The sequence below is a fragment of the Mycobacterium sp. 852002-40037_SCH5390672 genome (assembly GCF_001665875.1).
Lineage (GTDB): Bacteria > Actinomycetota > Actinomycetes > Mycobacteriales > Mycobacteriaceae > Mycobacterium.
The window spans coordinates 83,813-110,805 of record NZ_LZTA01000008.1; the positions used below are offsets into that span (position 1 = coordinate 83,813).

26 protein-coding genes and 3 pseudogenes are annotated in these 26,993 nt (G+C 68.9%); 22 read left to right on the forward strand and 7 right to left on the reverse strand.

Annotated features, from left to right (window positions below; genetic code table 11):
• Positions 1-98 precede the first annotated feature (98 nt).
• Both A5782_RS02315 and A5782_RS02320 read right to left on the reverse strand, forming a co-directional pair.
• On the reverse strand, positions 99-1,862 hold the full coding sequence (locus A5782_RS02315; RefSeq protein WP_067094514.1) for a DEAD/DEAH box helicase: 1,764 nt from the start codon (positions 1,860-1,862) through the stop codon (positions 99-101).
• Positions 1,863-1,963: 101 nt separating this feature from the next.
• On the reverse strand, positions 1,964-2,758 hold the full coding sequence (locus A5782_RS02320) for an alpha/beta hydrolase (RefSeq protein ID WP_067094517.1): 795 nt from the start codon (positions 2,756-2,758) through the stop codon (positions 1,964-1,966).
• Between the two features lie 246 nt (positions 2,759-3,004).
• Here A5782_RS02320 and ffh point away from each other — a divergent pair, with 246 nt between their 5' ends.
• The 4 genes and pseudogenes from ffh (at position 3,005) to A5782_RS02340 (ending at position 8,321) form a co-directional block, all read left to right on the forward strand.
• On the forward strand, positions 3,005-4,570 hold the full coding sequence (gene ffh, locus A5782_RS02325) for a signal recognition particle protein (protein ID WP_067094520.1): 1,566 nt from the start codon (positions 3,005-3,007) through the stop codon (positions 4,568-4,570).
• A 75-nt stretch (positions 4,571-4,645) separates the two neighbouring features.
• Positions 4,646-5,722 (forward strand): amidohydrolase family protein, encoded by a 1,077-nt coding sequence (locus A5782_RS02330; protein WP_156623769.1) that lies wholly within the window; start codon positions 4,646-4,648, stop codon positions 5,720-5,722.
• Between the two features lie 160 nt (positions 5,723-5,882).
• A pseudogene (locus tag A5782_RS02335) lies at positions 5,883-7,717 on the forward strand (amidohydrolase family protein).
• Between the two features lies 1 nt (position 7,718).
• Positions 7,719-8,321 (forward strand): TetR/AcrR family transcriptional regulator, encoded by a 603-nt coding sequence (locus A5782_RS02340; protein WP_067094531.1) that lies wholly within the window; start codon positions 7,719-7,721, stop codon positions 8,319-8,321.
• 7 nt (positions 8,322-8,328) lie between these two features.
• Here the strand turns inward: A5782_RS02340 and A5782_RS02345 are convergent, their stop codons facing one another.
• On the reverse strand, positions 8,329-9,210 hold the full coding sequence (locus A5782_RS02345) for a D-alanyl-D-alanine carboxypeptidase family protein (RefSeq protein WP_067094802.1): 882 nt from the start codon (positions 9,208-9,210) through the stop codon (positions 8,329-8,331).
• A 58-nt stretch (positions 9,211-9,268) separates the two neighbouring features.
• Between A5782_RS02345 and A5782_RS02350 the strand changes: the two genes are divergently transcribed.
• The 5 genes from A5782_RS02350 to trmD all read left to right on the forward strand — a co-directional run bounded on the left by A5782_RS02350 (position 9,269) and on the right by trmD (position 11,971).
• On the forward strand, positions 9,269-9,688 hold the full coding sequence (locus A5782_RS02350) for a nuclear transport factor 2 family protein (protein ID WP_067094537.1): 420 nt from the start codon (positions 9,269-9,271) through the stop codon (positions 9,686-9,688).
• 208 nt (positions 9,689-9,896) lie between these two features.
• Entirely contained in the window at positions 9,897-10,418 is a 522-nt protein-coding gene (rpsP, locus tag A5782_RS02355) for a 30S ribosomal protein S16 (protein ID WP_067094540.1), read from the forward strand.
• Between the two features lie 8 nt (positions 10,419-10,426).
• Positions 10,427-10,669: an RNA-binding protein gene (locus A5782_RS02360; RefSeq protein ID WP_003878715.1), complete on the forward strand. Its 243-nt coding sequence runs from the start codon at positions 10,427-10,429 to the stop codon at positions 10,667-10,669.
• Positions 10,670-10,693: 24 nt separating this feature from the next.
• Positions 10,694-11,230 (forward strand): ribosome maturation factor RimM, encoded by a 537-nt coding sequence (gene rimM, locus A5782_RS02365; protein ID WP_067094543.1) that lies wholly within the window; start codon positions 10,694-10,696, stop codon positions 11,228-11,230.
• A 15-nt stretch (positions 11,231-11,245) separates the two neighbouring features.
• The gene (gene trmD / locus A5782_RS02370) at positions 11,246-11,971 is read left to right on the forward strand and encodes a tRNA (guanosine(37)-N1)-methyltransferase TrmD (RefSeq protein ID WP_067094547.1); all 726 of its coding nucleotides are present in this window, start codon (positions 11,246-11,248) and stop codon (positions 11,969-11,971) included.
• Here trmD and A5782_RS02375 read toward each other — a convergent pair.
• A complete protein-coding gene (locus A5782_RS02375; RefSeq protein ID WP_067094551.1) occupies positions 11,968-12,945 on the reverse strand; it encodes a hypothetical protein in 978 nt (325 codons plus the stop codon). The genes trmD and A5782_RS02375 overlap by 4 nt on opposite strands.
• Positions 12,946-13,288: 343 nt before the next feature.
• Between A5782_RS02375 and rplS the strand changes: the two genes are divergently transcribed.
• The 4 genes and pseudogenes from rplS (at position 13,289) to A5782_RS02395 (ending at position 15,765) form a co-directional block, all read left to right on the forward strand.
• Positions 13,289-13,630 (forward strand): 50S ribosomal protein L19, encoded by a 342-nt coding sequence (gene rplS, locus A5782_RS02380; protein WP_007171386.1) that lies wholly within the window; start codon positions 13,289-13,291, stop codon positions 13,628-13,630.
• A 220-nt stretch (positions 13,631-13,850) separates the two neighbouring features.
• Positions 13,851-14,639, forward strand: a complete 789-nt coding sequence (gene lepB, locus A5782_RS02385; RefSeq protein ID WP_369815575.1) for a signal peptidase I — start codon at positions 13,851-13,853, stop codon at positions 14,637-14,639.
• Between the two features lie 2 nt (positions 14,640-14,641).
• Positions 14,642-15,455 (forward strand): annotated as a pseudogene (locus A5782_RS02390) (ribonuclease HII).
• A 4-nt stretch (positions 15,456-15,459) separates the two neighbouring features.
• On the forward strand, positions 15,460-15,765 hold the full coding sequence (locus A5782_RS02395; RefSeq protein WP_003875077.1) for a DUF2469 domain-containing protein: 306 nt from the start codon (positions 15,460-15,462) through the stop codon (positions 15,763-15,765).
• Positions 15,766-15,771: 6 nt separating this feature from the next.
• Here the strand turns inward: A5782_RS02395 and A5782_RS02400 are convergent, their stop codons facing one another.
• Positions 15,772-16,521 (reverse strand): GAF and ANTAR domain-containing protein, encoded by a 750-nt coding sequence (locus A5782_RS02400; RefSeq protein ID WP_067094560.1) that lies wholly within the window; start codon positions 16,519-16,521, stop codon positions 15,772-15,774.
• 286 nt (positions 16,522-16,807) lie between these two features.
• Between A5782_RS02400 and A5782_RS02410 the strand changes: the two genes are divergently transcribed.
• The 4 genes from A5782_RS02410 (at position 16,808) to A5782_RS02425 (ending at position 20,743) form a co-directional block, all read left to right on the forward strand.
• Positions 16,808-17,788 carry an NAD-dependent epimerase/dehydratase family protein gene (locus tag A5782_RS02410; RefSeq protein WP_067094567.1) on the forward strand — a complete coding sequence of 327 codons (981 nt, stop codon included), beginning with the start codon at positions 16,808-16,810 and terminating at the stop codon, positions 17,786-17,788.
• A gap of 119 nt (positions 17,789-17,907) precedes the next feature.
• Complete coding sequence (gene fdhD, locus A5782_RS02415; RefSeq protein WP_067094570.1) at positions 17,908-18,729, forward strand: formate dehydrogenase accessory sulfurtransferase FdhD; 822 nt, start codon at positions 17,908-17,910, stop codon at positions 18,727-18,729.
• 125 nt (positions 18,730-18,854) lie between these two features.
• Positions 18,855-19,232, forward strand: coding sequence for a YraN family protein (locus A5782_RS02420; protein WP_067094573.1), 378 nt, complete (start codon positions 18,855-18,857; stop codon positions 19,230-19,232).
• Positions 19,232-20,743 (forward strand): YifB family Mg chelatase-like AAA ATPase, encoded by a 1,512-nt coding sequence (locus tag A5782_RS02425; RefSeq protein WP_067094578.1) that lies wholly within the window; start codon positions 19,232-19,234, stop codon positions 20,741-20,743. The genes A5782_RS02420 and A5782_RS02425 overlap by 1 nt, the downstream gene beginning before the upstream one ends.
• 29 nt (positions 20,744-20,772) lie before the next feature.
• Here A5782_RS02425 and A5782_RS02430 read toward each other — a convergent pair whose 3' ends face one another.
• On the reverse strand, positions 20,773-21,048 hold the full coding sequence (locus A5782_RS02430; protein WP_067094581.1) for a DUF4190 domain-containing protein: 276 nt from the start codon (positions 21,046-21,048) through the stop codon (positions 20,773-20,775).
• 113 nt (positions 21,049-21,161) lie between these two features.
• On the opposite strand from A5782_RS02430, the gene dprA reads away from it, so the two are divergent.
• From dprA to A5782_RS02450, 4 genes are read left to right on the forward strand one after another with little or no spacing between them, the layout of a single operon-like run.
• Positions 21,162-22,337: a DNA-processing protein DprA gene (dprA, locus tag A5782_RS02435; protein ID WP_067094585.1), complete on the forward strand. Its 1,176-nt coding sequence runs from the start codon at positions 21,162-21,164 to the stop codon at positions 22,335-22,337.
• 34 nt (positions 22,338-22,371) lie between these two features.
• Positions 22,372-23,220: a siderophore-interacting protein gene (locus A5782_RS02440; RefSeq protein ID WP_067094588.1), complete on the forward strand. Its 849-nt coding sequence runs from the start codon at positions 22,372-22,374 to the stop codon at positions 23,218-23,220.
• A 42-nt stretch (positions 23,221-23,262) separates the two neighbouring features.
• A complete protein-coding gene (locus A5782_RS02445) occupies positions 23,263-24,423 on the forward strand; it encodes an alpha-hydroxy-acid oxidizing protein (RefSeq protein ID WP_067094591.1) in 1,161 nt (386 codons plus the stop codon).
• Positions 24,424-24,456: 33 nt separating this feature from the next.
• A complete protein-coding gene (locus A5782_RS02450) occupies positions 24,457-25,353 on the forward strand; it encodes a tyrosine recombinase XerC (protein WP_067094594.1) in 897 nt (298 codons plus the stop codon).
• 18 nt (positions 25,354-25,371) lie between these two features.
• On the opposite strand, the pseudogene A5782_RS02455 reads toward A5782_RS02450, so the two are convergent.
• Positions 25,372-25,842, reverse strand: a pseudogene (locus A5782_RS02455) (M23 family metallopeptidase); the annotation flags it as partial.
• A 315-nt stretch (positions 25,843-26,157) separates the two neighbouring features.
• On the opposite strand from A5782_RS02455, the gene rpsB reads away from it, so the two are divergent.
• Positions 26,158-26,991 carry a 30S ribosomal protein S2 gene (gene rpsB / locus A5782_RS02460; RefSeq protein WP_067094602.1) on the forward strand — a complete coding sequence of 278 codons (834 nt, stop codon included), beginning with the start codon at positions 26,158-26,160 and terminating at the stop codon, positions 26,989-26,991.
• Positions 26,992-26,993 lie beyond the last annotated feature (2 nt).

Here is a 26,993-nt window from a genome sequence, read left to right on the forward strand (position 1 = left end):
GCGCTCGCGATCGCCACTAGGCCTGATGGCGGCGACCCGCTTCGCCCGGCTCCGCCGCGCTCGCGATCGCCACTAGACGTTGATGAGCGGCGACCCGCTCACGAATGCTCGGCGTTGAGCTGCCGCACGGCATCGATGCGCGCCCGCAGCTGTTCGCGGCTCGCCGCGGCTATCGGGGGGCCACCGCAGCGGCGCCGCAGTTCGTTGTGAATCCAGCCGTGCGGCTTGCCCGTCCGGTGGTGGGCGATCGAGACGAGGGTGTTGAGCTCGCGGCGTAGCTCCCGAAGCTGGCCGTGCACCGTGGCCGACGGGGCGTCGACGGCCGCCGGCGATCCGGCCTCCTTCTGCAATCGGGCCCGCTTCTGCAGCTGTTCGTCCTGACGCTGATGCAGCAGCGCACGCATCTGCTCGGCGTCGAGCAGCCCGGGAATGCCGAGGTAGTCCGCCTCCTCGTCGCTGCCGGCCGGAGTGGCGGTGCCGAACGATGACCCGTCGAAGATGAGCTGATCGAGTTCCGCGTCGGCACCCAACGAGGTGAACCCCTTGTCGAGGTCGCTCTTCTCGTCCTGCGTCTTGGTGGCGGGATCACCCTCGAGCGGGTCGCCCTCGGACGGGCGGTGCGGCTCGCCCAGCACGTGGTTGCGCTGGGCCTCCAGCTCGCTGGCCAGCTGCAGCAGGTTCGGCACCGACGGCACGAAGATGCTTGCGATTTCACCCTGGCGGCGCGACCGGACGAACCGGCCGATGGCCTGAGCGAAGAACAGCGGGGTGGATGCGCTGGTGGCGTAGATCCCGACCGACAGCCGCGGCACGTCGACGCCTTCGGAGACCATGCGCACCGCGACCAGCCAACGGGTGGTGCTCGCGGCGAACTCGCTGATGCGCGCCGACGAGCCGGGGTCGTCGGAGAGCACCAGCGTCGGCGCCTCGGACGTCAGCTTCGTCAGCAGGGTGGCATAGGCGCGCGCCGCGGTCTGATCCGAAGCGATGATCATGCCGCCGGCGTCGGGCACATGCGTGCGCAGCTGTCGCAGTCGTTGATCCGCGGCGGCGATCACCGCGGGCATCCATTCGCCGGCGGGGTCCAGCGCCGTGCGCCAGGCGCGCGCGGTCTGCTCGGCGGACAGCGGCTCGCCCAGTCGGGCCGCGTGCTCCTCGCCGGCACTGTCGCGCCACCGCGCCTCCCCGGAGTAGGCGAGGAAGACCACCGGCCGCACTACGCCGTCGGCGAGGGCGTCGGTGTAGCCGTAGGTGTGATCGGCCCGCGAACGCCGTATCCCGTCGGGACCGGACTCGTAGGTCACGAATGGGATGGGGCTGTCGTCGCTCCGAAAGGGCGTGCCCGTCAGGGCGAGCCGGCGGGTGGCGTCGCTGAAGGCCTCACGGATGGCGTCACCCCAAGTCTTGGCGTCACCCCCGTGGTGGATCTCGTCGAAGATGACCAGGGTCTTGCGCTGCTCGGTGCGTACCCGATGCAACGTCGGATGCGCGGCGACCTGGGCGTAGGTGACCATCACGCCGTGATACTCCGGCGCGATCCGCGCGTTGCTGTTGGAGAACCGCGGGTCCAGGGCCAGGCCGTAGCGCTGCGCGGCCTGCGCCCACTGAACCTTCAGGTGCTCGGTGGGCACCACCACGGTGACGTGGTCGACGGCCCGCTGGCCGAGCAGTTCGGCCGCCACCCGCAGGGCGAAGGTCGTTTTCCCCGAGCCCGGGGTGGCCACCGCCAGGAAATCGCGCGGCTGGCCCGCGAGGTACTTCACCAGCGCTCTGCGCTGCCAGCCGCGAAGCACGCCGGTGCCGCTGGTGTCGCTGGGATCGCTGTCGGCCCGCGCCTGGATGCTGCTGAGCGGCACCGACACAGGCCCCCCGTTCGTTGCTCGTCGACGCGGCTGACTCGATTGAGTCGCGGCTGTGAAATCTAGCACGCCAACGCTTTTCGGCGCAGTAACGACTCGACTGGCTATCGTGTCGGGCTCACCGTTTCGCGGGTCTGCAGCCATTCATGGATGCGTCCGGCAACGTCGGCCCAACCCGGTTCGAGCATCATGTTGTGGCCCATGGGAAAGAATTCCGGTTCGGTCCGGTAGGCGCGCGCCGTGTTGCGCACCTCGCGGACGCTGACGAAGCCGTCGTACTCGGCGCCCAGGACCAAAATCGGCGTGGTCACCCGCTTGGTTCGGACGCGGCGGACCATCGGATCGGTCATGGCGGCGCGAACACTCTCGGCTCCGGCGCGTTGCCGGCAGGATTCGACGACGGCCTCGGGCGTGTCGGGGCAGAACAGGTACTCGCGGGCCAGCGCCGGGGTGGCGAGGAATCTCAGCAGCGTGGGATCGCTCCACGATTCCACCGTCATCGACGGTCGGCGGCGCCAAACCCGCAACGCCAAGGTGAGCACGCCCTGCGGCGGCACGGAGCCCACCAGCACCGCGGCCGGAACGGTGCGATCTTCGAGGTAGCGCTGGATCACGAAGCCGCCCAGGGAGTGGCCGATGAGGATCGGCGCGCCACCCAGGTCGTCGGCGACCGTACGGACGTCGTCGATGTAGTCGGCGATGGACACCTTCGGTAACGGCTTGGGCGTGGGGCTGGCGCCGTGTCCGCGCAGGCTCATCGCGACCGCGCGGTAGCCGGCGTCGGCGAAGTAGTCCAGAAAGTGCTCCCAGCACCACGCGCCATGCCAGCCGCCGTGCACGAAGAGCAGCGGCACCGGGTGCGCTTCGCTGCAGGACCCCTTGTCGATCACCTCGAGCATGAGTCGATCCCTTCGCCATCTTCTTGGCGAAACATAAGCCACGGCGACGCTGCCCGGCGTGTCTTCTCTGTGATTTATGTGTCGCGTCACCCGCGCCCGGCAACCGGCCCGGGAGCGACCACTAGGCCTGATGAGCGGTACCTGCTGCGCCCGGCTTGACTTGGTGGCGCGGTTCCTCCTCGCCCCGCTTCGCGGTGCGCATCGTCACCTGCGCAGCCGCGCTTGCAGTACCACTAGGCTGGCGGGGTGTTTGAATCGCTGTCCGACCGATTGACCGGTGCCCTTCAGGGGCTACGCGGCAAGGGTCGACTGACCGACGCTGATATCGAGGCCACCACCCGCGAAATCCGGCTGGCGCTGCTGGAAGCCGACGTGTCGTTGCCCGTGGTGCGCGCCTTCGTCAACCGGATCAAGGACCGCGCCAAGGGCGCCGAGGTCTCCGGTGCCCTCAACCCGGCGCAGCAGGTCGTCAAGATCGTCAACGAAGAACTCATCGGCATCCTCGGTGGGGAGACCCGTCGGCTGGTGTTCGCCAAGACCCCGCCGACCGTGGTGATGCTCGCCGGTCTGCAGGGTTCCGGTAAGACGTCGCTGGCCGGCAAGTTGGCCGCGTGGCTGCGCGGACAGGGGCACACCCCGCTGCTGGTGGCGTGCGACCTGCAGCGCCCCGCCGCGGTCAACCAGCTGCAAGTCGTCGGTGAGCGCGCCGGGGTACCGGTCTTCGCGCCGCATCCCGGAGCGTCCCCGGAATCCGGGCCCGGCGACCCGGTCGCGGTCGCGGCGGCGGGGCTCGCCGAGGCGCAGGCCAAGCATTTCGACGTCGTCATCGTCGACACCGCCGGTCGGTTGGGTATCGACGACGAGCTGATGGCCCAGGCGGCGGCCATCCGCGACGCCGTCAACCCCGACGAAGTTCTGTTCGTGCTCGACGCCATGATCGGCCAGGACGCCGTCACCACCGCCGAGGCCTTCCGCGAGGGCGTCGGCTTCACCGGTGTGGTGCTGACCAAGCTCGACGGTGACGCCCGCGGCGGCGCGGCGCTCTCGGTGCGCGAGGTGACCGGCGTCCCAATCCTTTTCGCCTCCACCGGCGAGAAGCTGGAGGACTTCGACGTCTTCCACCCCGACCGGATGTCCAGCCGCATCCTGGGCATGGGCGACGTGCTGAGCCTGATCGAACAGGCCGAGCAGGTCTTCGACGCCGAACAGGCCGAGGCCGCCGCCGTCAAGATCGGCAGCGGCGAGCTCACGCTCGAGGATTTCCTGGAACAGATGCTGGCCATCCGCAAGATGGGCCCGATCGGCAATTTGCTGGGCATGCTGCCCGGCGCCGGCCAGATGAAGGACGCGCTGGCCCAGGTCGACGACCGCCAGCTCGACCGCCTGCAAGCCATCATCCGCGGCATGACCCCCGCGGAGCGCGCCGATCCGAAGATCATCAACGCGTCGCGGCGGCTGCGCATCGCCAACGGTTCGGGCGTCACGGTGTCCGAGGTCAACCAGCTGGTGGACCGCTTCTTCGAGGCCCGCAAGATGATGTCGTCCATGCTCGGCGGCATGGGCATCCCCGGTCTGGGCCGCAAGTCGGCGACGCGAAAGTCCAAGGGAGCAAAGGGCAAGGCGGGCAAGAAGGGCAAGAAGGGCGGGCGCGGGCCGACGCCGCCGAAGGCCCGCAACCCGCTGGGCGCCGCCACGCCGGGCATGCCGGGCGGCTTCCCGGACCTGTCGCAGATGCCCGAAGGCCTCAACGAGCTGCCGCCCGGTTTGGCCGACTTCGATCTGTCCAAGCTGAAGTTCCCGGGCAAGCCGTGACGATCGCGAGCGCGGCGGAGCCGGGCGAAGCGGGTCGTCACCATTGGACCGGAAGAAAGTAGCCGCCCGGTGCGCATGCACGTGCGGGGCGTGGGGCTGCCCGACGAGACCGAGATCGAGCTGTGGATCGTCGACGGCCGCATCAGCGCCGAACCGGTCGCCGGCGCCGACACCGTCTTCGACGGCGGCTGGATCGTGCCCGGACTGGTCGATGCCCACTGCCACGTCGGCCTCGGCGATCACGGCGAGATCCCGCTCGACGACGCGATCGCCCAGGCCGAGATCGAACGCGAGGTCGGGGCACTGCTGTTGCGGGACTGCGGCTCGCCCACCGACACCCGCAGCCTCGACGACCGCGACGACCTGCCCCGCATCATCCGGGCCGGAAAGCATCTCGCCCGGCCCAAGCGGTATGCGTCGGGCTTTTCGCGCGAACTGGAAGACGAATGGCAACTGCCGGAGGCGGTGGCGCAGGAGGCCAAGCGCGGCGACGGCTGGGTCAAGCTGGTGGGCGACTGGATCGACCGCAGCGTCGGCGATCTGGCCCCGCTGTGGTCCGACGATGTGCTCAAGGCCGCGATCGAAACCGCGCACGCCCACGGCGCCCGGGTCACCGCGCACGTCTTCAGTGAGGACGCGCTGCCCGGCCTGATCAACGCCGGCATCGACTGCATCGAGCACGGCACCGGCCTGGACGACGACACCATCGAGCTGATGGTCGAGCACGGCACCGTGCTGGTCCCGACGCTGGTCAACATCGTCGAGAACTTCCCCGGGATTGCCGACGCCGCCGCGAAATACCCGGCCTATGCCGCTCACATGCGCGACCTGCACGCTCGTGGGCCGTCCCGGATCGCCGCGGCCCGCGACGCGGGCGTGCCGATCTACGCCGGAAGCGACGCCGGCACCATGGTGGCGCCCGGACGCATCGCCGACGAGGTCCAGGCGCTCAAGAGCATCGGAATGAGCCCGACCGAGGCGCTGGGCGCGGCCTGCTGGGACGCGCGTCGCTGGCTCGGCCGGCCCGCGCTCGATCACGGCGCCTCGGCGGACCTGCTGTGTTACGCGCAAGACCCGCGCTCGGGCCCCGCCGTGCTGAACACTCCCGATCTGATCATGTTGCGCGGCAGAATCTTTCGTTCACCGGCCTAACCGCACGGCGCGCCGCCCTCGCACGGCGGTCCGCATCGCCGCCCGCCGCGCCGAGGTCACCGCCGTTGCGGTCCCAGCGCCGTTCGGCGGCGCACACTGACCACCAGCGCCGAACGCTGCTGTTGTTTCGCCGAGAAAAGATTGCGAGTGCTTGCTATCTATGTTAGCGTTCCGGCCATCAACGACATGGAGGAAACCATGGCCTACGACGTGATCATTCGCGACGGATTGTGGTTCGACGGCACCGGCAGCGCGCCGCTGACGCGCACGCTCGGTATCCGCGACGGCGTCGTGGCCGCGGTCTCCATAGAGCCGCTGGACGAGACCGGTTGCCCGGAGGTGATCGACGCTGCCGGAAAATGGGTGGTGCCCGGCTTCCTGGACGTGCACACCCATTACGACGCCGAGGTGCTGCTGGACCCAGGGCTGCGCGAGTCGGTGCGCCACGGCGTCACCACGGTACTGCTGGGCAACTGCTCGTTGTCGACCGTCTTTGCCGACTCGCAGGACGCCGCCGACCTGTTCAGCCGGGTGGAGGCGGTGCCTCGCGAATACGTCTTGAGCGCGTTGAGCTCCAAGCGGACCTGGTCGACGGCCGCGGAATACGTCAAGGCGATCGACGCCTTGGCGCTGGGTCCCAATGTCGGTTCGCTGCTTGGTCATTCGGACCTGCGGACTGCGGTGCTGGGACTGGATCGGGCCACCGACGCCACGGTTCGACCCACCGATGGTGAGCTGGAGAAGATGGCCGAACTGCTGGACGAGGCCCTCGATGCCGGGGTGCTCGGCATGTCCGGCATGGACGCGGCCATCGACAAGCTCGATGGCGAACGGTTCCGTTCGCGCGCCCTGCCGTCCACCTTCGCAACGTGGCGGGAACGGCGCCGGCTGATCAAGGTCCTGCGCAAGCGCGGCCGAATCCTGCAGAGCGCCCCCAACGTCGCGAAGCCGTCGACCGGGATGCTCTTCTTCCTGGCCAGCAGCCGGATACTCAACTGGGGCAAGGGTGTTCGGATGAGCATGCTGGTATCGGCGGACGCCAAATCGATGCCGCTCTCGGTATACGTGTTCGGCCCGGCGACTCGTCTGCTCAACAAGCTCCTGGGCGCCAGCGTGCGATTCCAGCACCTGCCGGTGCCGTTCGAGTTGTACTCCGACGGAATCGATCTGCCGGTCTTCGAGGAGTTCGGTGCCGGAACGGCCGCCCTGCACCTGCGGGACCAGTTGGAGCGCAACGAGTTACTGGCAGACAAGGAATATCGCCGGAAATTCCGGCGCGAATTCGACCGCATTAAGCTCGGACCGTCGCTGTGGCACCGCGACTTCCACGACGCGGTGATCGTCGAATGCCCGGATAAGTCGTTGGTCGGCAAGAGTTTTGGCGCGATCGCCGACGAGCGCAAGCTGCACCCGCTCGACGCATTCCTGGATGTGCTCGTCGAAAACGGTGAGCGCAATGTCCGGTGGACGACCACGGTGGCCAACCATCGCCCCAAGCTGCTGGACGCGCTCGCCAACGAAGGCAGCGTGCACATGGGCTTCTCCGACGCCGGGGCGCACCTGCGCAACATGGCCTTCTACAACTTCGGACTTCGGATGCTCAAGCGCGCCCGGGACGCCCAGGCGGCCGGTGCGCCCTTCATGTCGATCGAGCACGCCGTGCATCGGCTCACCGGTGAATTGGCGGAGTGGTTCGGCATCGACGCCGGCACGCTGCGCCGCGGCGACCGGGCGGACTTCGTGGTGATCGACCCCGCCGGTCTCAACGAATCCGTCGACGGCTATTACGAGGAAGCGGTGCCGTTCTACGGCGGCCTGCAGCGCATGGTCAACCGCAACGACGACGCCGTCGTCGCCACCGGAGTGGGCGGCGTGGTCGTCTTCCGTAAAGGTGAATTCCGCGACGGCTACGGGCAATCCGTGCGGTCGGGCCGCTACCTGCGGGCGGGGGAGCGCGCCCGTCGGCACCGCAGCGCGCTGAGCGTCACCGCCTGACATGGCCAGAACCCAGCAGCAACGGCGCGAAGAAACCGTCGGACGGCTGCTCGACGCATGCATCGCCACCATCATCGAGGTGGGTTACGCGCGCGCGTCCGCCGCGGTCATCACCAAGCGGGCCGGGGTGTCGGTCGGGGCGCTGTTCCGGCACTTCGACACCATGGGCGATTTCATGGCGGCCACGGCGTCCGAGGTGCTACGTCGCCAGCTGGAGTCGTTCACCAAGCGAGTGGCCGAAATACCCGCCGACCAACCGCCGCTCCAAGCGGCCCTGACCATCCTGCGCGACATCACCGGCGGCCCGGCCAACGCCGTCATCTATGAACTGCTGGTCGCTGCCCGCACCGACGAAAAGCTCAGGGAGACTTTGCAACACGAGCTGGGGCAGTACGCCGCGAAAATCCACGATGCCGCACGCGCGCTACCGGGCGCCGAACGCTTCCCCGAGGACACCTTTCCGGTGTTCGTGGCGCTGATGACCAATGTGTTCGACGGGGCGGCCGTGGTGGAAGGCGTTCTGCCGCAACCCGAAATCGCGGCCCGGCGCATTCCGGTGTTGATGGCGCTGCTGACCGCGGCGCTGCCGGACGCGGACTCCTGACGACGGGTTACAGCGAGCCGATGCCGGACTGCGGGCTTTGGGCGAATCCCCAGTCGAACAACGTCGCCGCCTGATCCCAGTACGTCGGTCCGCCCTCTTTGATCAGCCCGTACATCATGGCGATCACCAGCCGGCGGCCGCCGCGGGCGGCGGCCCCGACGAAGGTCTTGCGGGCGGCGTTGGTGAAGCCGGTCTTGCCGCCGATCGCGCCGGGATAGCGCTGCAACAGCTCGTCCTGGTTGGTGATCGGGTGATCGCCGTTATCGCCGGGGAACATCGCCGACGGCTCGGCGGTGATCTGCGCGAACACCGGGTTGGCCATCGCGGCGCGGAAGATGACCGCCAGGTCGTGCGCCGTCGACGCGCCCGACCCCCCGGGCCCGTCCAGACCCGACGGTGTCGCCGCATGCGTATTGGTGGCCCCCAGCGAGGCCGCCTTGGCGTTCATCTTGGCGACCGTGACGTCCGGGCCGCCCAGCATGTGCGCCAGGGTGTTGGCGGCGTCGTTGCCCGAGACCAGCAGCAGGCCGTCGAGAAGCTGGCGCGCGGTATAGGTGCGGCCCGGTTTGACGCCGACGCAGTTGCACTCCACCTGGGTGTCGGCGACGTCGGCGACGACGGTCGAGTCCAGGCTCACCGAGTCCAGGACCACCTGGGCCAACAGCGTCTTGATGGTGCTGGCCGGCGGGTGGGCGACGTTCTGGTCGCGCCCGGCCAGCACCTGGCCGCTGTCGAGATCGGCGATGATCCAGGTTTGCGCCGGGCCGTCGGGAATGGGGATCGAGCCGACCGGCTGGCTGTTGTCGGCCCACGCGGTGGACATGGTGACGGTGGCGGTGCAGGTACCCAGCGCGAGCAGGGTGACGGCTGCGGCCGTGAGCTTCCGCATGGCCGCAAAGTCTAACTTCCGCCCCTTTTCGGTGCGGATCTTCAGTACCCTCCGATGCATGTTGAGCCTGGCCGAAATCTCCGACCGCCTTGAGATCCAGCAGCTTCTGGTGGACTATTCCACCGCCATTGACCAGCGGCGATTCGACGACCTGGACCAGGTGTTCACGCCCGACGCCTACATCGACTACACGGCGTTGGGCGGCATCGAGGGCAACTATCCGCAGGTGAAGAAGTGGCTGGCCGAGGTGTTGCCCAACTTCCCGGTGTACGCGCACATGCTCGGCAACTTCTCGGTCCGGATCGACGGCGATAAGGCCTCGTCGCGGGTGATTTGCTTCAACCCGATGGTGCTGGGCGGCGACAAGGACCAGGTGCTGTTCTGCGGACTCTGGTACGACGACGAGTTCGTCCGCACCTCAGACGGCTGGCGCATGACGCGGCGATCCGAGACCAAGGTCTTCCAGAAAGTGATGTGAGCGCCGCCGGATCCCGATAGCGGCGACCCGCCGCACGCGATCGCCGCGCGATTTCTGCCGCGCCGCCTCGTTCTGGCACAATGGGCGGCTGTCCGCCGAGCGATCATGCATCGCCGACCGGTCATACACGCGAGGCAAAACCGGATCCGGGCATCGGGCCCCGATCGCTGAATTGCAGCGTGACACACACAGGAGAAATCGCTTAACCATGGCTGTGAAGATCAAGCTGACCCGGCTTGGCAAAATCCGCAATCCCCAGTACCGCATTGCCGTCGCCGACGCACGCACCCGGCGCGACGGTCGCTCCATCGAGGTCATCGGGCGCTACCACCCCAAGGAAGACCCGAGCCTCATCGAGATCAACTCCGAGCGCGCCCAGTACTGGTTATCCGTGGGTGCCCAGCCCACCGAGCCCGTCCTCAAGCTGCTGAAGATCACCGGCGACTGGCAGAAGTTCAAGGGCCTGCCGGGCACCGAAGGCCGCCTGAAGGTCGCGCCGGCCAAGCCCAGCAAGCTGGAGCTGTTCAACGCCGCGCTGGCCGAGGCCGACGGCGGACCGGCCACCGAGGCGGCGAAGCCGAAGAAGAAGGCCCCGGCCAAGAAGGCCGCGAAGGCCGCGGAAGAAACTGCCGAGCCGCGGGCCGCAGCCGAGACCCCGGCGGAGACCGCCGCTGCGGCCGAGGCGCCCGCCGAGGGCGGCGAGCAGGCCGAGCCGACCACCGAAAGCTGACCGCGGCGATGAGTACGGTTGTCGTTGACGCAGTTGAGCACCTGGTTCGCGGGATTGTCGACAACCCCGACGATGTCCGGGTGGACATGGTGACCAGCCGCCGTGGGCGGACGGTCGAGGTCCACGTGCATCCCGACGACTTGGGCAAGGTGATCGGCCGCGGAGGTCGCACGGCGACCGCATTGCGCACGCTGGTGGCCGGTATCGGCGGCCGCGGCATCCGTGTCGACGTGGTGGACACCGACCAGTAGCGGAGCGCTGCTCATGGAACTCCCTTGGAGTTGACCGTCGGGCGTGTGGTGAAAGCCCACGGCATCAGCGGCGAGCTGGTGGTGGAAATCCGCACCGACGATCCCGCCGCCCGATTCTCGCCCGGTAACACGTTGCGCGCCAAGCCCCCTCGTGGCGGCGCGGAACGCAGCTGTGTCATCGAGAGTGCGCGAGAGCACGGCGGGCGCATGCTGGTGCGGCTGGCCGGCGTCACCGACCGTGACGCCGCCGACGCGCTGCGCGGCACGCTGTTCCTCGTCGACTCCGAGGACCTGCCCGACATCGACGAGGCGGACACCTACTACGACCATCAGCTCGAAGGCCTGCGCGTCCGCACCATCGCGGGCGAACAGATCGGTGTCGTCGCCGAGGTGTTGCACACGGCGGCCGGTGAACTGTTGGCCGTGCGGCCCGACGCGGGCGCGACCGGCGGCGAGACGCGGGAAGTGTTGGTGCCGTTCGTGACTGCGATCGTCACGTCGGTGTCGCTGGACGACGGCACCGTCGAGATCGATCCGCCCGAAGGCCTGCTGGATCTGTAGCCGGGAATCTTCAAGATGAGAATCGACGTCGTCACGATCTTTCCGGCCTATCTGGATCCGCTGCGGCAATCGTTGCCGGGCAAGGCGATCCAGTCCGGCCTGGTCGATCTGCAGGTTCATGACCTGCGGCACTGGACCCATGACGTGCACCGCTCGGTCGACGACGCCCCCTACGGCGGTGGCCCGGGCATGGTGATGAAGGCGCCGGTGTGGGGCGAGGCACTCGATGAAGTCACCTCCGGCGACACCCTTTTGGTGGTACCGACGCCGGCCGGTCGATTGTTCACGCAGGCGACGGCCGCGCGCTTCAGCGCCGAGACCCACCTGGTGTTCGCGTGCGGTCGCTACGAGGGCATCGACCAGCGGGTCATCGAGGATGCCGCGCGGCGCATGCGGGTCGAAGAAGTCTCGATCGGCGACTACGTGCTGCCCGGCGGCGAGTCGGCCGCCGTGGTGATGATCGAGGCAGTGCTGCGGCTGCTCGACGGAGTTCTCGGCAATCCCGCCTCGCACCGCGAGGATTCGCACTCGCCGGCACTGGACCGGCGGCTGGAGGGGCCCAGCTACACCCGGCCGCCGACCTGGCGCGGGCTCGACGTCCCCGAGGTGCTGCTGTCGGGTGACCACGCGCGAGTCGCCGCGTGGCGCCGGGAGATCTCGCTGCGGCGCACCCGCGAGCGCCGCCCCGAACTGCTTGAGCCGGGCCATCGGCTGGAGCCCGACGACGACGCGGTCCGTTAGAGCCCGTGCCGCGGGGCCTCGACGCGGCCCTCGGGAAATATCGTCCTGACCGCGCGGGTGATGGTGTCGCGGGCGGTGGCGTCGTCGGCGGGCTGCAGGGATTGGACCACCATGATGTAGCGGCGGTCGGCCCCGATCACCCCGGTCGACAAATGCATCCAATCGTTGCCGATGCAGCACATCCAGCCCTGCTTGACCGCGACCGGTTCGGCGAACAGGCCGTCCGGGATGCCGAATCGCTGCGGGTAGCCGTCGAGCCCGTTGGGGGTGGACTGGGCCAGGTCGTTCACGATGATCTTGGCATCATCGGCCGGCAGGCCCCCGGAGCCGTCCAGCAGCATGTCGTAGTAGCGGATCAGGTCGGTCACCGAGCTCATGGTGTTCCACCAGCGCCCGTCGCTGGGCGGGGTGGTGGAGGCCAGCCCGTAGCGGGCGGCCACCTCGGTGATGATGGCGGCTCCGCCGCCCTGGCCCCAGAACCTTTCGGCCGCCCCGTCGTCCGATGACTGCAGCATGATGTCCAGAGCCTGGCGGTCGTCGGCGCTCAGTGGCGCCTTGCCCTCGGATTCGTGCAGCAGCAGATCGTCGGCGATGAACAGCTTCGCCACCGACGCGGTGCCGATGACCTGGCTGTTCCCGTTGGCGATCAGCTGATGGGTGCTGCGGTCGAGGATGGCCACCGACAGGGCGGCGCCGCTGCCGGCGGCCTCGTCGGCGGCCTGCTGGACGCGGGCCTGCAGCTGGCCAAATCCCGGGCTTGACAGGGCTTGAGACGGCTGCGGCGGGATGGCCGCCTCCAGCATCAGCGTGGCGGACTGCGGGGGAGCCGAGGTGGGTGGCGCGGAGATCACCCGAACGGGCGCGGTGATCGGCAGGCGGTACACCTTTGCCTGGACCAGTGCCTCGGAGCCGGCGGCAACCACCAACGTCACCGCCGCGGTGGCGGTGAACAGCGTCAGCGGACGTACCCGCATTCGTCTCCTCCGGCGTGACTCCGACACAGTGCACGAGAGGGCCCGTCGCGCCACCTGCACCGGCCGTCACGCAATGATGCGGGTAGCGCGTTCTGACCCCCGTCATATGTACCATTTACCAGCGCGTTTGGCGCGTTGTGAACCGCCGAGTTCCTGTGATTTCCGCGGCACGCGCCCTGTCTGGCACAATTGACCAGTTGTCTCCAGCGGTTGCAGGCCGGTTGGGCCGTTTCCCGCCTGCTGCGAGATGCGCCAGAAAGCCCGAAACCATCGGCTTGGCGACCGCCTCACACCTGCGTGGGGTAGCTGCCGTCGGCCGCGACCTCAAGGAAGTGTCTCGCACATGAACCGGCTGGACTTCGTCGATCAGGCGTCGCTGCGCGACGACATCCCGGTTTTCGGCCCGGGCGACACCATCAACGTGCACGTGAAGGTCATCGAGGGCGCCAAGGAGCGTATCCAGGTGTTCAAGGGGGCGGTGATCCGTCGCCAGGGCGGTGGCATCCGTGAGACCTTCACCGTGCGCAAGGAAAGCTATGGCGTCGGCGTGGAGCGGACCTTCCCGGTGCACTCGCCCAACATCGATCACATCGAGGTGGTGACCCGCGGTGACGTCCGCCGCGCGAAGCTGTACTACCTGCGTGAACTGCGCGGCAAGAAGGCCAAGATCAAGGAGAAGCGCTGAGCCGGGACGCCTTGGCGGCACTGCCGATTCGTCCCCGTCATCTCCGGGTGCGGATCGCTCGCCGGTTTAGGCGGCCACAACGTGCGCTGGCTACGCTGATCTCGTGACGGATACCGCGGATTCATCGAAGCCCGAGTCCCACACCGGCGAGTCAGATCCGAAGGTCTCTACCCGCAGCCCTGCGACGCGGCCCGACGACGCCGCGGCGACGACCGGATCGATCCCCGAACCGGGGCCGGTAGCGGAGACGCCCGCCGAAGGCGAATCGGAGGACCCCAAGCGTTCGACGTTGCGCGAATTCGCGCTCCTGGCGGTGATCGCCGTCGTCCTCTACTACGTCATGCTGACCTTCGTGGCCCGGCCCTACCTGATCCCGTCGGAATCCATGGAGCCGACGTTGCACGGGTGCACGGGCTGCGTCGGCGACCGGATCATGGTGGACAAGGTCAGCTACCGCTTCAGCGCGCCGCGCCCCGGTGACGTCATCGTCTTCAAGGGACCGCCGCCGTGGAATCTCGGCTACAAGTCGATCCGGTCCAACAACACCGTGCTGCGCTGGGTGCAAAACGCGCTGTCCTTCATCGGTTTCGTGCCGCCGGACGAGAACGACCTGGTCAAGCGGGTCATCGCGGTGGGTGGACAGACGGTGCAATGCCGGGCCGACACCGGGTTGACGGTCGACGGCAAGCCGCTCAAAGAGCCCTACCTGGATCGCACCACCATGGCCGCCGATCCGTCGGTGTACCCGTGCCTGGGCAGCGAATTCGGGCCGGTGGCCGTCCCGGTGGGGCGGCTGTGGGTGATGGGCGACAATCGGACGCACTCGGCGGACTCGCGCGCCCACTGCACCAGCGTGCCGGCCGAAGCCCTCCGGGGTGTGTTGTGCACCGGCGACCCGACGTCGGGAACCGTGCCGGTGTCCAACGTGATCGGGAAAGCCAGGTTCATCGTGTGGCCGCCATCCCGATGGGGTGGCGTGGGATCGGTGAACCCGCAGCAGAATAAGTAGCCATGGCCACGACGTGGCCGCCGCGGACGGTGATCCGCAAGTCGTCTGGAATGCGCACCCTGGAATCGGCGCTGTACCGCAGCGGGTTGGGGCCGGTGGCCGGCGTGGACGAGGTCGGCCGCGGCGCCTGCGCCGGACCGCTGGTGGTGGCGGCCTGCGTGCTTGGACCGGGGCGAATGGAAAGCCTTGCCGCCCTTGATGATTCCAAGAAGCTCACCGAGGCCGCCCGGGAAAAGCTGTTCCCGCTGATTCGCCGCTACGCGCTGGCCTACCACGTGGTGTTCATCCCGTCGACGGAGGTGGACCGGCGCGGTGTGCACGTCGCCAACATCGAAGGCATGCGCCGTGCCGTCGCCGGATTGTCCGTGCGGCCCGGGTACGTGCTGAGCGACGGTTTCCGGGTGCCCGGGCTGCCCGTCCCGTCGCTGCCGGTCATCGGTGGCGATGCGGTGGCGGCGTGTATCGCGGCGGCCAGCGTGCTGGCGAAGGTCAGCCGGGACCGGTTGATGGTCGCCATGGAGGCCGACCACCCCGGTTACGGCTTCGCGCTGCACAAGGGCTACAGCACGCCGGCGCACAGCACGGCGCTGGCCGAACTGGGCCCCTGCCCCGAACATCGTTATTCGTTCATCAACGTGCGGCGCGTGGCCACCAGGAACGGCAGCCGGGTAGTCGCCGACTGCCGACCGGACCCACCGCTGGAGCACGACGGATATCGGTGAGGAAAGATGGGATCAGGATTCCCACCCCGGCGAACCATGCGGGCAGCTAGCGCCGGGATGCCCGGGGAAAACTGTCTGGGAGAAGGACGTCTGAGCAGATGAGTGCAGAAGATCTCGAAAAGTATGAAACCGAGATGGAGCTCTCGCTGTACCGCGAATACAAGGACATCGTCGGCCAATTCAGCTACGTCGTGGAGACCGAACGGCGCTTCTACCTGGCCAACAGCGTGGAGATGACGCCGCGCAACGCCGACGGCGAGGTCTACTTCGAGCTGCGGCTGTCCGACGCCTGGGTGTGGGACATGTACCGGCCGGCGCGCTTCGTCAAGCAAGTCCGGGTGGTCACCTTCAAGGACGTCAACATCGAAGAGGTCGAGAAGCCGGAGCTGCGGCTTCCCGAATAGCCACCGCTAGGTATTCGGCGGAAGCTGGTTTTCGCCGGGCGCGGGTAACTGGCCGCGCTGCTCGATGACCTCCCGCGCAACGTCGGCCAGCTTGATGTTCAGCGCCTGGGAGTGGCGGCGCAGCAGGTCGAACGCGTCGTCCTCGCTCATTTCGTGCAGCAGCATCAGCATGCCGACGGCCTTGCCGATCTCGCGGTTGCTGAGCAGCCCGCGTCGCAGGCTTGCGGAATCTTCGCCCTTGTTGACCGCGTTGATGGCGACACTGGCGAACGCGGCCAGCACCGCCGCCCGCCCGGCGGACTCGGAGTCGAACATGTTCGGGGTGTCGCTGAACAGATTGAGCGCGGCCCCTTTGCGTTTGTCGACCAGAAGCCGAAACCCCATCGCGCCCCGCACCGGAGTCTCTGCGACCAGAACCTCCGCCAGCTTGGGCCACAGCGACGGCGTCGTCAGGTCCGTGTCGATCTGGGGCGTCTCTTCCTCGATGGCATCGATGCACGGGCCGTCGCCGGCACGCCGCTCGAGGTCGTCGATTGCCAGCGCCAACCGATCACTGGCACCGACCGTGACATATCTGTCGTTCTCGCGTACCAACAGGCTGGCGTGGTCACAGCCGCGGACGGTCAGGGTGGCGGCCACGCAGATGGCGGCATACATCTCGTTGGCATCCGAGCCCTGATAGATGATCTCGGCCAGCGCGGCGAACACCGTCGCGGGGTCGGCCTTCTCCCCGCCGGTCTTCGATTCGTACGCCATGCTGTTGCCTCGTTCCCTGCGGCGGTGCGATCGGCTTCGGATCGCCGTAAATTATGGGTCGCCGAGACCAGCCTTACACGCTGTTTGGTCTGGTTGCGGCCAATCAGGGCATCTTGCCGGTCACCGTCGACCCGCTGACGATGCGGAGTACGCGCACGTCCAACCTCTCGCGAATCGCGAGACATCGGAAAGATGGTTCCATCATGCGCCGAATGCGCGCGCCGGGCGGCCGGTGACGTTTGCACGCGGGGTTTCGGCCGACCGCGTGCAGGGAAGGACGTTCTGAATGGGAGTGACCGTCGCGGTGACCGGACCAACCGGGGAGATCGGCATCTCCGCGGTGACGGCGCTGGAACGCGAGCCCGCTGTCGACGCGATCATCGGGATGGCCCGCCGCCCGTTTGACCCGTCGTCACGAGGGTGGCTCAAGACCACCTATCAGCAAGGCGACATCCTGGACCGCGAGGCCGTCGACGCCCTGGTCGCGCAGGCCGACGTGGTGATCCATCTGGCCTTCATCATCATGGGTTCGCGCGATGAGAGCGCCCGGGTGAACCTTGAAGGCACCCGCAATCTGTTCGAGGCGACGGTGGCCGCCGAGCGGCCCCGGCGGCTGGTGTACACGTCGTCGGTGGCGGCGTACGGCTACCACTCCGACAACCCCGTCCCGCTGACCGAGGACGTGGCCGCCCGGGGGTCCGCCGAGCACTACTATTCCGAGCAGAAGGCGGCTTGCGAGGCGCTGCTCGCCGACATCACCAGGGATTCGCCGCTCGAGGTGTTCGTGCTGCGGCCGTGTGTCGTGGCGGGACCCAAAGCCACCGCCCTGGCCGACGCCATGCCGTGGAATCAACTGCCCGGCCCGATGCGTGCGGTGGTCAAGGCCGTCCCGATTTTGAAGCCGGTGGTGCCGGATCCGGGTTACCCGCTGCAACTGGTCCACCACGACGACGTCGCGACGGCGATCGCGCTGGCGGCCACCGCCCCGGCGCCGCCGGGGGTGTACAACATCGCAGGCGACGGGGTCGTGGCGGTAGCCGACGTGGCCAGGGCGCTGGGCGGCCGCCCGGTGCGGGTTCCCGCCGTCGCCGCCACGGCAGCCTCTGCGGCGATCTCGCGGGTGCCGCGGGTGCCGTCCATGCTGGAATGGCTGCACACCGCGCGGACGTCGATGGTGATGGACACCACCAAGGCCAAGACCCAACTGGGCTGGCGCCCGCTGCACTCCTCGGCAGAGACGTTGGAAGCGCTGGCGTCGGGAGTGTGAGAGCGCTGTTCGCGCTTCCGGTTTGCGGCGGCCGGTCGCCGGCCGGGGTAGTTTGATCCAATGGGTCTTCAGCGTTCCGCCGCTTCTCGCGACGCAGCCGCCGGCGGTGAAATCGCCTAGTGGGGCACGTAACTTCGCGCCGGCGGGTAACGCATCTGACCGCCGAGAAAGCGATCACCCGCCCCGAAACCCTGGTCGTCGAGGAACCGTTGGAGATCCGTGTCGACGGCGCGGCGGTCACCGTGACGATGCGCACGCCGGGATCCGATATTGAACTCGCCCAAGGCTTTCTGCTCACCGAAGGCGTCATCGCGGGCCGCGACGACGTGCACAGCATCCGGTATTGCGCCGGGCGCGACGATGTGGGTGCGAACACCTACAACGTCCTGGACGTGACGCTGGCCGCCGGGGTGGAAAAACCCGACCTCGATGTCACCCGCAACTTCTACACCACCTCGTCGTGCGGGGTCTGCGGCAAGGCGTCGCTGGACGCGGTGCGGCTGAGTAGCCGATTTTCCCCCGGCACCGATCACGCGACCGTCGCGGCGGCCACCCTCAAGGCGATGCCCAACCAATTACGTTCCGCACAAAAGGTTTTCGACAGCACCGGGGGTCTGCACGCCGCGGCGCTGTTCGAGGTGGACGGCGCCATGCTGGTGGTCCGCGAAGACGTCGGCAGACACAACGCGGTCGACAAGGTGATCGGCTGGGCGACCGAACACCAGCGGGTACCGCTGCAGGCCTCGGTGTTGCTGGTCAGCGGGCGCGCATCGTTCGAGTTGACGCAGAAGGCCGTGATGGCCGGGATTCCGGTGCTGGCGGCCGTGTCCGCGCCGTCGTCGCTGGCGGTCTCGCTGGCCGAGGAGGCCGGCATCACGCTGGTGGCGTTTCTGCGGGAGGACTCGATGAACATCTACACCAGGGCGGACCGGATCACCTAGCCGCACCCCCGTGTCACCCCACCGGCTGTGGATGGGCGTCGCACTGGGGATAACCGGCCGTTGCGGGTGGCCGCGGGTCGCGGCGAGGGCCCGTCCCGTCGGGGCCACCGGGCACCGTGACCCGCATGACAACCGAAACGACGATGACCCGGATCCAACTGGGGGCGATGGGTGAGGCGCTCGCCGTGGATCATCTGACGCGGATGGGATTGCGGATCCTGCACCGCAACTGGCGCTGCCGCTACGGCGAACTCGACATCATCGCCCGCGACGACGCCACTTCGACGGTGGTGTTCGTCGAGGTGAAGACCCGCACCGGCGACGGTTACGGGGGACTGGCACATGCCGTCACCCCGCCCAAGGTTCGGCGGTTGCGCAGGCTTGCCGGGCTGTGGCTGGCCGGTCAGGACCAGCACTGGGCGGCCATCCGGATAGACGTGATCGGCGTGCGGATCGGGCGCCGCCGCACCCCCGAGATCACCCACCTGCAAGGGATCGCCTGATGGCGCTGGGACGCGCGTTCTCCGTCGCGGTGCGCGGCGTGGACGGACAGATCGTGGAGATCGAAGCCGACATCACCTCCGGCCTGCCGGGCGTGCACCTGGTGGGCCTGCCCGACGCCGCGCTGCAGGAGTCACGCGACCGGGTCCGGGCGGCGGTCACCAACTGCGGCAACAGCTGGCCGATGGCGCGGCTCACCCTGGCGCTGTCGCCGGCGACGCTCCCCAAAATGGGCTCCGTCTACGACATCGCCCTGGCCGCCTCGGTGCTGTCGGCGCAGCGCAAGAACCCCTGGGACCGGCTGGAGAAAACGGTGCTGCTGGGCGAGCTGTCACTGGACGGCCGCGTGCGGCCGGTGCGCGGGGTGCTGCCCGCCGTGCTGGCCGCCAAACGCGACGGCTGGCCGGCCGTGGTGGTGCCGGTGGACAACCTGGCCGAGGCCAGCCTGGTCGACGGCATCGACGTGTGGGGCGTGCGCACCTTGGGGCAGCTGCAGAAGTGGCTCAGCGGCAGCGGCGTCCTGGACAGCAGGATCGAAGCGGAACCCACGGACGGGGAGCCCACGGCGGATCTGGTCGACGTGGTCGGGCAGACGCAGGCGCGGTTCGCGGTGGAGGTGGCCGCCGCCGGGGCGCACCACCTCATGCTCACCGGCCCGCCGGGAGTAGGCAAAACGATGCTCGCCCAACGTCTTCCGGGGTTGTTGCCGCCATTGACGGATGCCGAATCCCTGGAAGTCACCGCGATTCACTCGGTGGCCGGGTTGCTGTCGGGCAACACACCGCTGATCACCCGACCGCCGTTCGTCGCGCCACATCACAGTTCCAGCGTGGCCGCGCTCGTCGGCGGAGGGTCCGGGATGGCGCGCCCGGGCGCGGTCAGTCGAGCGCATCGCGGGGTGCTCTTCCTCGACGAATGCGCCGAGATCCGGGTCAGCGCGCTGGAAGCCCTGCGAACACCGTTGGAGGACGGCGAGATTCGCCTGGCCCGCCGCGATGGGGTGGCGTGTTATCCCGCCCGATTCCAGCTGGTGCTGGCCGCCAACCTGTGCCCATGCGCCCCGGCCGACCCGCAGGACTGCATCTGCGCGGCGGCGGCCAAACGCCGCTACCTGGGCAAGCTGTCGGGGCCGCTGCTGGATCGGGTGGACCTTCGCGTGCAGATGCATCAGGTGAAGGCCGGGGCGTTCGCGGGTGGAGACGGCGAATCGACGGCCCAGGTTCGCCACCGGGTGGCCCGGGCCCGCGCGGCCGCCGCCGAGCGCTGGCTACCCCACGGATTCCGTACCAATGGCGAGGTCAGCGGGACGCTGCTGCGCCGAAAATTCCGTCCCAGCAACGCGGCGATGGAGCCGCTGCAAAGGGCACTGGACCGCGGGCTGCTCAGTATCCGTGGCCTCGACCGCACGTTGCGGGTCGCCTGGAGCCTGGCCGACCTGGCGGGCCGCACCACACCCGGGACCGACGAAGTCGCTGCCGCACTCAGCTTCCGCCAACCCGGGGCGCAACGATGAGCGCCGCGACAACCAACCGGCCGGGCGCGTTACCAGCGTGCCATCGTCAGCCAATCGGTGTGCCCACCCCGCAGCGCTATCGCGACAGTCACCAGAATCGCGAACGCGCGGGCGAATTGGGCCATCGCACGGCCGCTTTCACCCCGCTGGTCCATCTCGCGCAACGCGATGCAGGCAAGACCAAAGCTGATGATGGGGATGGGAAAACCGATCCAGCTGACCAGGCTGAGCGCGAACGCCGCGACGGCCCAGGGGTTTTTCGGATGCTCGGACACGCGGTACACCATCGGCAGGTCGAGGATCATGGGTCGTTCCGTTCGTTGCGGGCCGGCGTGCGGCGACGGGCGGCTGACAACACCACGTTCGCGCGCGGGGCTCAAGGGATTCTTGGCGGATCCTTGGAGCGGGTGGCGAACCGATGACGACGGCGCTCGACGACCCCGCGAAGCGCGCCTGGGCCTATTTGTCCCGGGTGGCCGAGCCGCCCTGCGCCGAACTCGCCGCCCTGGTGCAGCGCGTCGGGCCGGTGGAGGCGGCCGAACGGGTCCGGCGTGGACTGGTCGACGATCACCTGGCCCGCCGCACCGCGGTCCGACGCGAAATCGACCGCAGCACGGCGGATCTCGAGATGCTCGCCCGGCGCGGCGGGCGGTTGATCACCCCCGACGACGACGAGTGGCCGGTGCTCGCGTTCACCGCATTCCGCGGTGCCGCACCGCGATCAGGCGGCGCGCCGATAGTTGCGCCGACGGTGTTGTGGGCGCTGGGACCGGTCCGGCTCGACGAGGTGGCGCACCGGGCGGCCGCCGTGGTCGGGACGCGCGCTTCGACCACCTACGGCGAGCACGTCGCCGGCGAATTGGCCGCCGGGTTGGCGCAGCGCGACGTGGCCGTCGTTTCGGGCGGCGCCTACGGCATCGATGGCGCGGCGCACCGCGCCGCGCTGGACTGTGACGGCATCACCGTGGCCGTGCTGGCCGGCGGGCTCGACGTTCCCTACCCGAGCGGTCACACGGCGCTGCTGCACCGCATCGGCCAGCATGGGCTGCTGTTCAGCGAATACGCGCCCGGTATCCGCCCGGCCCGCTACCGCTTCCTGACCCGCAATCGTCTGGTGGCCGCCGTGGTGGGCGCCGCTGTGGTGGTGGAGGCCGGGCTGCGCAGCGGCGCGGCCAACACCGCGGCCTGGGCGCGGGCGTTGGGGCGAGTGGTGGCCGCGGTGCCCGGACCCGTCACGTCCTCGGCGTCGGCGGGCTGCCATGCGCTGCTGCGCAACGGCGCCGAGCTGGTCACCCGGGCCGACCACGTCGTCGAGCTCATCGGCCACATCGGCGAACTGGCGGCCGACGAGCCGCACCCGGCGACGCCACTCGACGGCCTCAGCGACGCCGAGGGCCGGGTCTACGAGGCATTGCCGGGCCGGGGCGCCGCCACCGTCGACGAGATCGCGGTCGCTTCGGGAATGGTGCCCGAGTTGGTGCTGGGACCGCTGGCGATGCTCGAGCTGGCCGGGTTGGTGCAGCGCCAGGACGGGCGGTGGCGAATCGTCCGGGCGTCCGCAGGCCAAGCTGCATCAACGACGCGACTCGTATAGTCGACCGGGGGTCGGGGTTTGAATAGGAGGACAAGTGGCAGGTCGACCACTGCAATGCTTCGAAGTTGTCGGTACCGAACAACTCACACCGCACATGGTGCGGATAGTGCTCGGGAGCAAGGATTTTGACGCTTTCGTGCCCAGCAAGTTCACCGACTCCTACGTCAAGCTGGTGTTCGTCGCCGACGACGTGGACGTGGCCGGCTTGCCCGAGCCGCTGACCCTCGACAGCTTCGCCGACCTGCCCCCGGAGAAGAAACCTTCGGTGCGGACCCTCACCGTCCGCCGGGTCGAGGTCGAGAAGCGCCAAATCACGCTGGACATCGTCGTGCACGGCGAGCACGGCATGGCGGGCCAATGGGCGTCCACGGCCCAGCCGGGCCAGCCCATCTACCTGATGGGCCCCGGCGGCGCGTACACACCGGACCCGGCCGCCGACTGGCACCTGCTGGCCGGCGACGAATCGGCGCTGCCGGCCATCGCCGCTGCGCTGGAGGCGTTGCCGCCCAGCGCAGTCGGCAAGGCGTTCATCGAGGTCGCGGGCCAAGAGGACGAGATCCCGTTGACCGCACCGGACGGCGTCGAGGTGCATTGGGTCTACCGCGGCGGGCGTGCCGACTTGGTTCCGGAGGACCGCGCCGGCGATCACGCGCCGCTGATCGAAGCTGTCACCAGCGCCCCGTGGCCGCCGGGACAGGTGCACGTCTTCATCCACGGCGAGGCCCAGGCCGTCATGCACAATCTGCGGCCCTACATCCGCAAAGAGCGTGGCGTGGACGCCAAATGGGCGTCGATCTCGGGGTACTGGCGCCGCGGCCGCACCGAAGAGACGTTCCGGCAATGGAAGAAGGAACTGGCGCAGGCGGAATCCGGGGCCTCGTAGGGGCTCGTCAGCCTCCAGCGCCGAGCTGGCATCCTCTACCGCATGGCATTCGGCGACTACCAGAACGAGATTTACTTCCAGGGCCTGGGCGGGGTGGCACCCGCGCTGCCGATGGTCTTCGCGGAATTGGAGGCCCGGGCCGAGAAGGCCATGTCACCGTCGGTGTGGTCCTACGTCAGCGGTGGCGCCGGCGACGAACGCACGCAGCGGGCCAACCGGGAGGCGTTCGATCGCTGGGGCCTGATGCCACGCATGTTCGTCGGCGCCGCCGATCGCGACCTGTCGGTTCAGATGTTCGGCCTGACCTTGCCGTCGCCGGTGTTCATGGCGCCGATCGGTGTCATCGGTATCTGCGCGCAAGACGGCCACGGCGACCTGGCCACGGCACACGCGGCCGCCCGCACCGGTGTCCCGATGGTCGTTTCCACCCTGACCGCCGATCCGATGGAAGACGTCGCCGCGCAGTTCGGTGACACCCCCGGCTTCTTCCAGCTGTACACGCCGAAGGATCGTGAGCTGGCCGCCAGCCTGGTGCAGCGGGCCGAAGCGGCCGGCTTCAAGGGCATCATCGTCACCCTGGACACCTGGGTTCCGGGGTGGCGCCCGCGCGACCTCACCACGGCCAATTTCCCCCAGTTGCGGGGGCTTTGCCTGAGCAACTACACCAGCGATCCGGTCTTCCGCGCCAGCCTGCGGCGCCCGCCCGAGGAGGATCCGCAAGGCACTGTGCTGCAGTGGATTCAGACCTTCGGAAATCCCTTGACGTGGGACGACCTCGGCTGGCTGCGGTCGCTGACCGACCTGCCGCTCATCGTCAAGGGCATCTGCCACCCCGACGACGCGCGGCGCGCCAGGGACGGCGGCGTCGACGGCATCTACTGCTCCACCCACGGCGGGCGCCAGGCCAACGGGGGCCTGCCCGCCCTCGCCTGCCTGCCGGGGGTCGTCGAGGCGGCCGACGGGTTGCCGGTGCTCTTCGATTCGGGGATCCGCAGCGGCGCCGACGTCGTCAAGGCCCTGGCATTGGGCGCCGCGGCCGTGGGCATCGGCCGGCCATACGCCTACGGCCTGGCGCTCGGCGGCGTCGACGGCATCGTGCACGTGCTGCGCTCGATCCTGGCCGAAGCGGACCTCGTCATGGCCGTCGACGGCTATCCGACGCGCAAAGATCTCACCCCGGACACGCTTCGGCGCGTCGACTAACCAGCGGCGGGCCGGGGCTGCGACCGTGGGGGAGTGCAGGCGATTCTCGACGAGTTCGACGAGTACCTGGATTTGCAATGCGGCCGCTCGGCGCACACCCGTCGCGCCTATCTCGGCGACCTGCGCTCGCTGCTCGCCTTCATCGGCGACCGCGGCGCCGATCTGGACGGGCTGAGCCTGCCCCTGCTGCGCTCCTGGTTGTCCGCCGCGGCCGCGGCCGGTGTCGCCCGCACGACGCTCGCCCGGCGCACCTCGGCGGTGAAGGCCTTCACCGCGTGGGCCGTGCGGCGCGGCCTGCTGACGGTGGATCCGGCCGCCCGGCTGCAGGTCCCCAAGGCGCACCGCAACCTGCCCGCGGTGCTGCGCCAGGATCAAGCAGCCGACGCCATGGCCGCCGCCAAAGCCGGTGCGCAGCAAGGTGATCCGATGGCTTTGCGCGACCGGCTGATCGTCGAGATGCTGTACGCCACCGGGATCCGGGTCAGCGAGCTGTGCGGCCTGGACGTCGACGACGTCGACACCCACCATCGGCTGCTGCGCGTGCTCGGCAAGGGTGACAAGCAGCGCAGCGTGCCGTTCGGCAGGCCCGCCGGCGAGGCGCTCGACGCGTGGCTGACCGAGGGGCGCCCCGCCCTGGTCAGCGCGGAGTCGGGCCCGGCGCTGCTGCTGGGCGCGCGGGGGCGCCGGCTGGACGTTCGCCAGGCGCGCACGGTGGTGCACCAGACCGTCGGCGCGGTGGACGGCGCGCCGGACATGGGGCCGCACGGCCTGCGGCACAGCGCGGCCACGCACCTGCTCGAAGGCGGGGCTGACCTGCGCGTTGTCCAGGAGTTGCTCGGCCATACGAGCCTGGCGACCACCCAGCTCTACACCCACGTCGCGGTGTCCCGATTGCGCGCGGTGCACGATCAGGCCCATCCCCGAGCGTGACGCGCGGCGCGCTCAGCGATTCAGCGGTTTGAGCCGGATCGGCGTGGACTTCAGCAGGCCCAGCGGATCGACATAGCGGGCGCCCGACGCCGGCCCCCACATCGCCCCCCAATGCAGACATGCCGCGACCGGGCAGCCGGCGTGCCCGGCCGCCAACTCGCCGATCACGGTCGCGGCCGTCACCTGCTGGCCGACCCGCACCGCCGCCCGGACCGGTTCGTAACTGGTGTGCAATCCACCGGGATGGGCCAGCGACACCACCGGCCGTCCGGCCAGCAGCCCGGCGAACACCACCGTCGCGGCCCCCGCGGCGTACACCGGCTGACCGGCGCCACCGGCCAGGTCCACGCCCCGGTGACCGGGATGCCAGTCTTGGGCCGGGGCGTCGAACCCCCGGGCGACGGCCGGCGGTGGGCGCAACGGCCACTCCAGGCGGTCTTCGGCGGCAACCGCCGGCACCGCGCTGACCAGGCCCGCACATAACAGCAGCGCTCTCCACCGCATCCAGCCAGTTCAACGCGGCGCCGCCGCCCGGGCCACCCGGCGTCGCCGGTCTTGTGGACCAGCGGCCCGGTTGGGGAAGCGTGGCAAAACCACCTGCTGAGTCGGTGTAAACTGCTGGTCGCAGCTCGTTCGCGGGCTGACTTCGCGCGTCTGCATCGCGTCTCTGGTTCCACTAGGAGAACGCAATCGCATGCCGGGCGGTCCCGACCGGGTTTTCCGGCTGGGTCCGGCATCGCAGCAGCCGCCAGGGCCCGGCCTCACCCGATGCCAGGCGACAACCGACACAAGTAAGGCACAACCATGGCCGTCGTAACCATGAAGCAGCTGCTGGACAGCGGCACCCACTTCGGGCATCAGACCCGTCGCTGGAATCCCAAGATGAAGCGGTTCATCTTCACCGACCGCAACGGCATCTACATCATCGACCTGCAGCAGACGCTGACCTTCATCGACCAGGCGTACGAATTCGTCAAAGAGACCGTCGCCCACGGCGGCAGTGTGCTGTTCGTCGGCACCAAGAAGCAAGCGCAGGAATCGGTTGCCGCCGAGGCGACCCGCGTCGGAATGCCGTACGTGAACCAGCGCTGGCTGGGCGGCATGCTGACCAACTTCTCCACCGTGCACAAGCGGCTGCAGCGCCTCAAGGAACTCGAGGCGATGGAGCAGACCGGCGGATTCGAGGGCCGCACCAAGAAGGAAATCTTGATGCTGACCCGCGAGAAGAACAAGCTGGAGCGCAGCCTCGGCGGTATCCGCGACATGGCCAAGGTGCCGTCGGCCATCTGGGTCGTCGACACCAATAAGGAGCACCTCGCGGTCGCGGAGGCTCGCAAGCTGAACATCCCGATCATCGCGATCCTGGACACCAACTGCGACCCCGACGAGGTCGACTACCCGATCCCCGGCAACGACGACGCTATCCGTTCGGCCGCGTTGCTGACCAAGGTGATCGCCTCCGCCGTCGCCGAGGGCCTGCAGGCCCGCGCCGGCGTCGGCCGTGGCGACGGCAAGCCCGAGGCCGAGGCCGCCGAGCCGCTCGCCGAATGGGAGCAGGAGCTGCTGGCCTCCGCTACCGCCACCGCCCCCACCGACGCCGCTGCGGGCACCCCCGAACCAACCACTGACCCCTCATAGGA

Excerpts from the sequence above, each read along its gene's own strand:
- A5782_RS02320 (WP_067094517.1), bottom strand. The coding sequence starts at position 2,758 with ATGCTCGAGGTGATCGACAAGGGGTCCTGCAGCGAAGCGCACCCGGTG.
- A5782_RS02330 (WP_156623769.1), top strand. The coding sequence starts at position 4,646 with ATGCACGTGCGGGGCGTGGGGCTGCCCGACGAGACCGAGATCGAGCTG.
- A5782_RS02340 (WP_067094531.1), top strand. The coding sequence starts at position 7,719 with ATGGCCAGAACCCAGCAGCAACGGCGCGAAGAAACCGTCGGACGGCTG.
- A5782_RS02345 (WP_067094802.1), bottom strand. The coding sequence starts at position 9,210 with ATGCGGAAGCTCACGGCCGCAGCCGTCACCCTGCTCGCGCTGGGTACC.
- A5782_RS02350 (WP_067094537.1), top strand. The coding sequence starts at position 9,269 with ATGTTGAGCCTGGCCGAAATCTCCGACCGCCTTGAGATCCAGCAGCTT.
- rpsP (WP_067094540.1), top strand. The coding sequence starts at position 9,897 with ATGGCTGTGAAGATCAAGCTGACCCGGCTTGGCAAAATCCGCAATCCC.
- A5782_RS02360 (WP_003878715.1), top strand. The coding sequence starts at position 10,427 with ATGAGTACGGTTGTCGTTGACGCAGTTGAGCACCTGGTTCGCGGGATT.
- trmD (WP_067094547.1), top strand. The coding sequence starts at position 11,246 with ATGAGAATCGACGTCGTCACGATCTTTCCGGCCTATCTGGATCCGCTG.
- A5782_RS02375 (WP_067094551.1), bottom strand. The coding sequence starts at position 12,945 with ATGCGGGTACGTCCGCTGACGCTGTTCACCGCCACCGCGGCGGTGACG.
- rplS (WP_007171386.1), top strand. The coding sequence starts at position 13,289 with ATGAACCGGCTGGACTTCGTCGATCAGGCGTCGCTGCGCGACGACATC.
- A5782_RS02395 (WP_003875077.1), top strand. The coding sequence starts at position 15,460 with ATGAGTGCAGAAGATCTCGAAAAGTATGAAACCGAGATGGAGCTCTCG.
- A5782_RS02400 (WP_067094560.1), bottom strand. The coding sequence starts at position 16,521 with ATGGCGTACGAATCGAAGACCGGCGGGGAGAAGGCCGACCCCGCGACG.
- A5782_RS02410 (WP_067094567.1), top strand. The coding sequence starts at position 16,808 with ATGGGAGTGACCGTCGCGGTGACCGGACCAACCGGGGAGATCGGCATC.
- A5782_RS02420 (WP_067094573.1), top strand. The coding sequence starts at position 18,855 with ATGACAACCGAAACGACGATGACCCGGATCCAACTGGGGGCGATGGGT.
- A5782_RS02425 (WP_067094578.1), top strand. The coding sequence starts at position 19,232 with ATGGCGCTGGGACGCGCGTTCTCCGTCGCGGTGCGCGGCGTGGACGGA.
- A5782_RS02430 (WP_067094581.1), bottom strand. The coding sequence starts at position 21,048 with ATGATCCTCGACCTGCCGATGGTGTACCGCGTGTCCGAGCATCCGAAA.
- dprA (WP_067094585.1), top strand. The coding sequence starts at position 21,162 with ATGACGACGGCGCTCGACGACCCCGCGAAGCGCGCCTGGGCCTATTTG.
- A5782_RS02445 (WP_067094591.1), top strand. The coding sequence starts at position 23,263 with ATGGCATTCGGCGACTACCAGAACGAGATTTACTTCCAGGGCCTGGGC.
- rpsB (WP_067094602.1), top strand. The coding sequence starts at position 26,158 with ATGGCCGTCGTAACCATGAAGCAGCTGCTGGACAGCGGCACCCACTTC.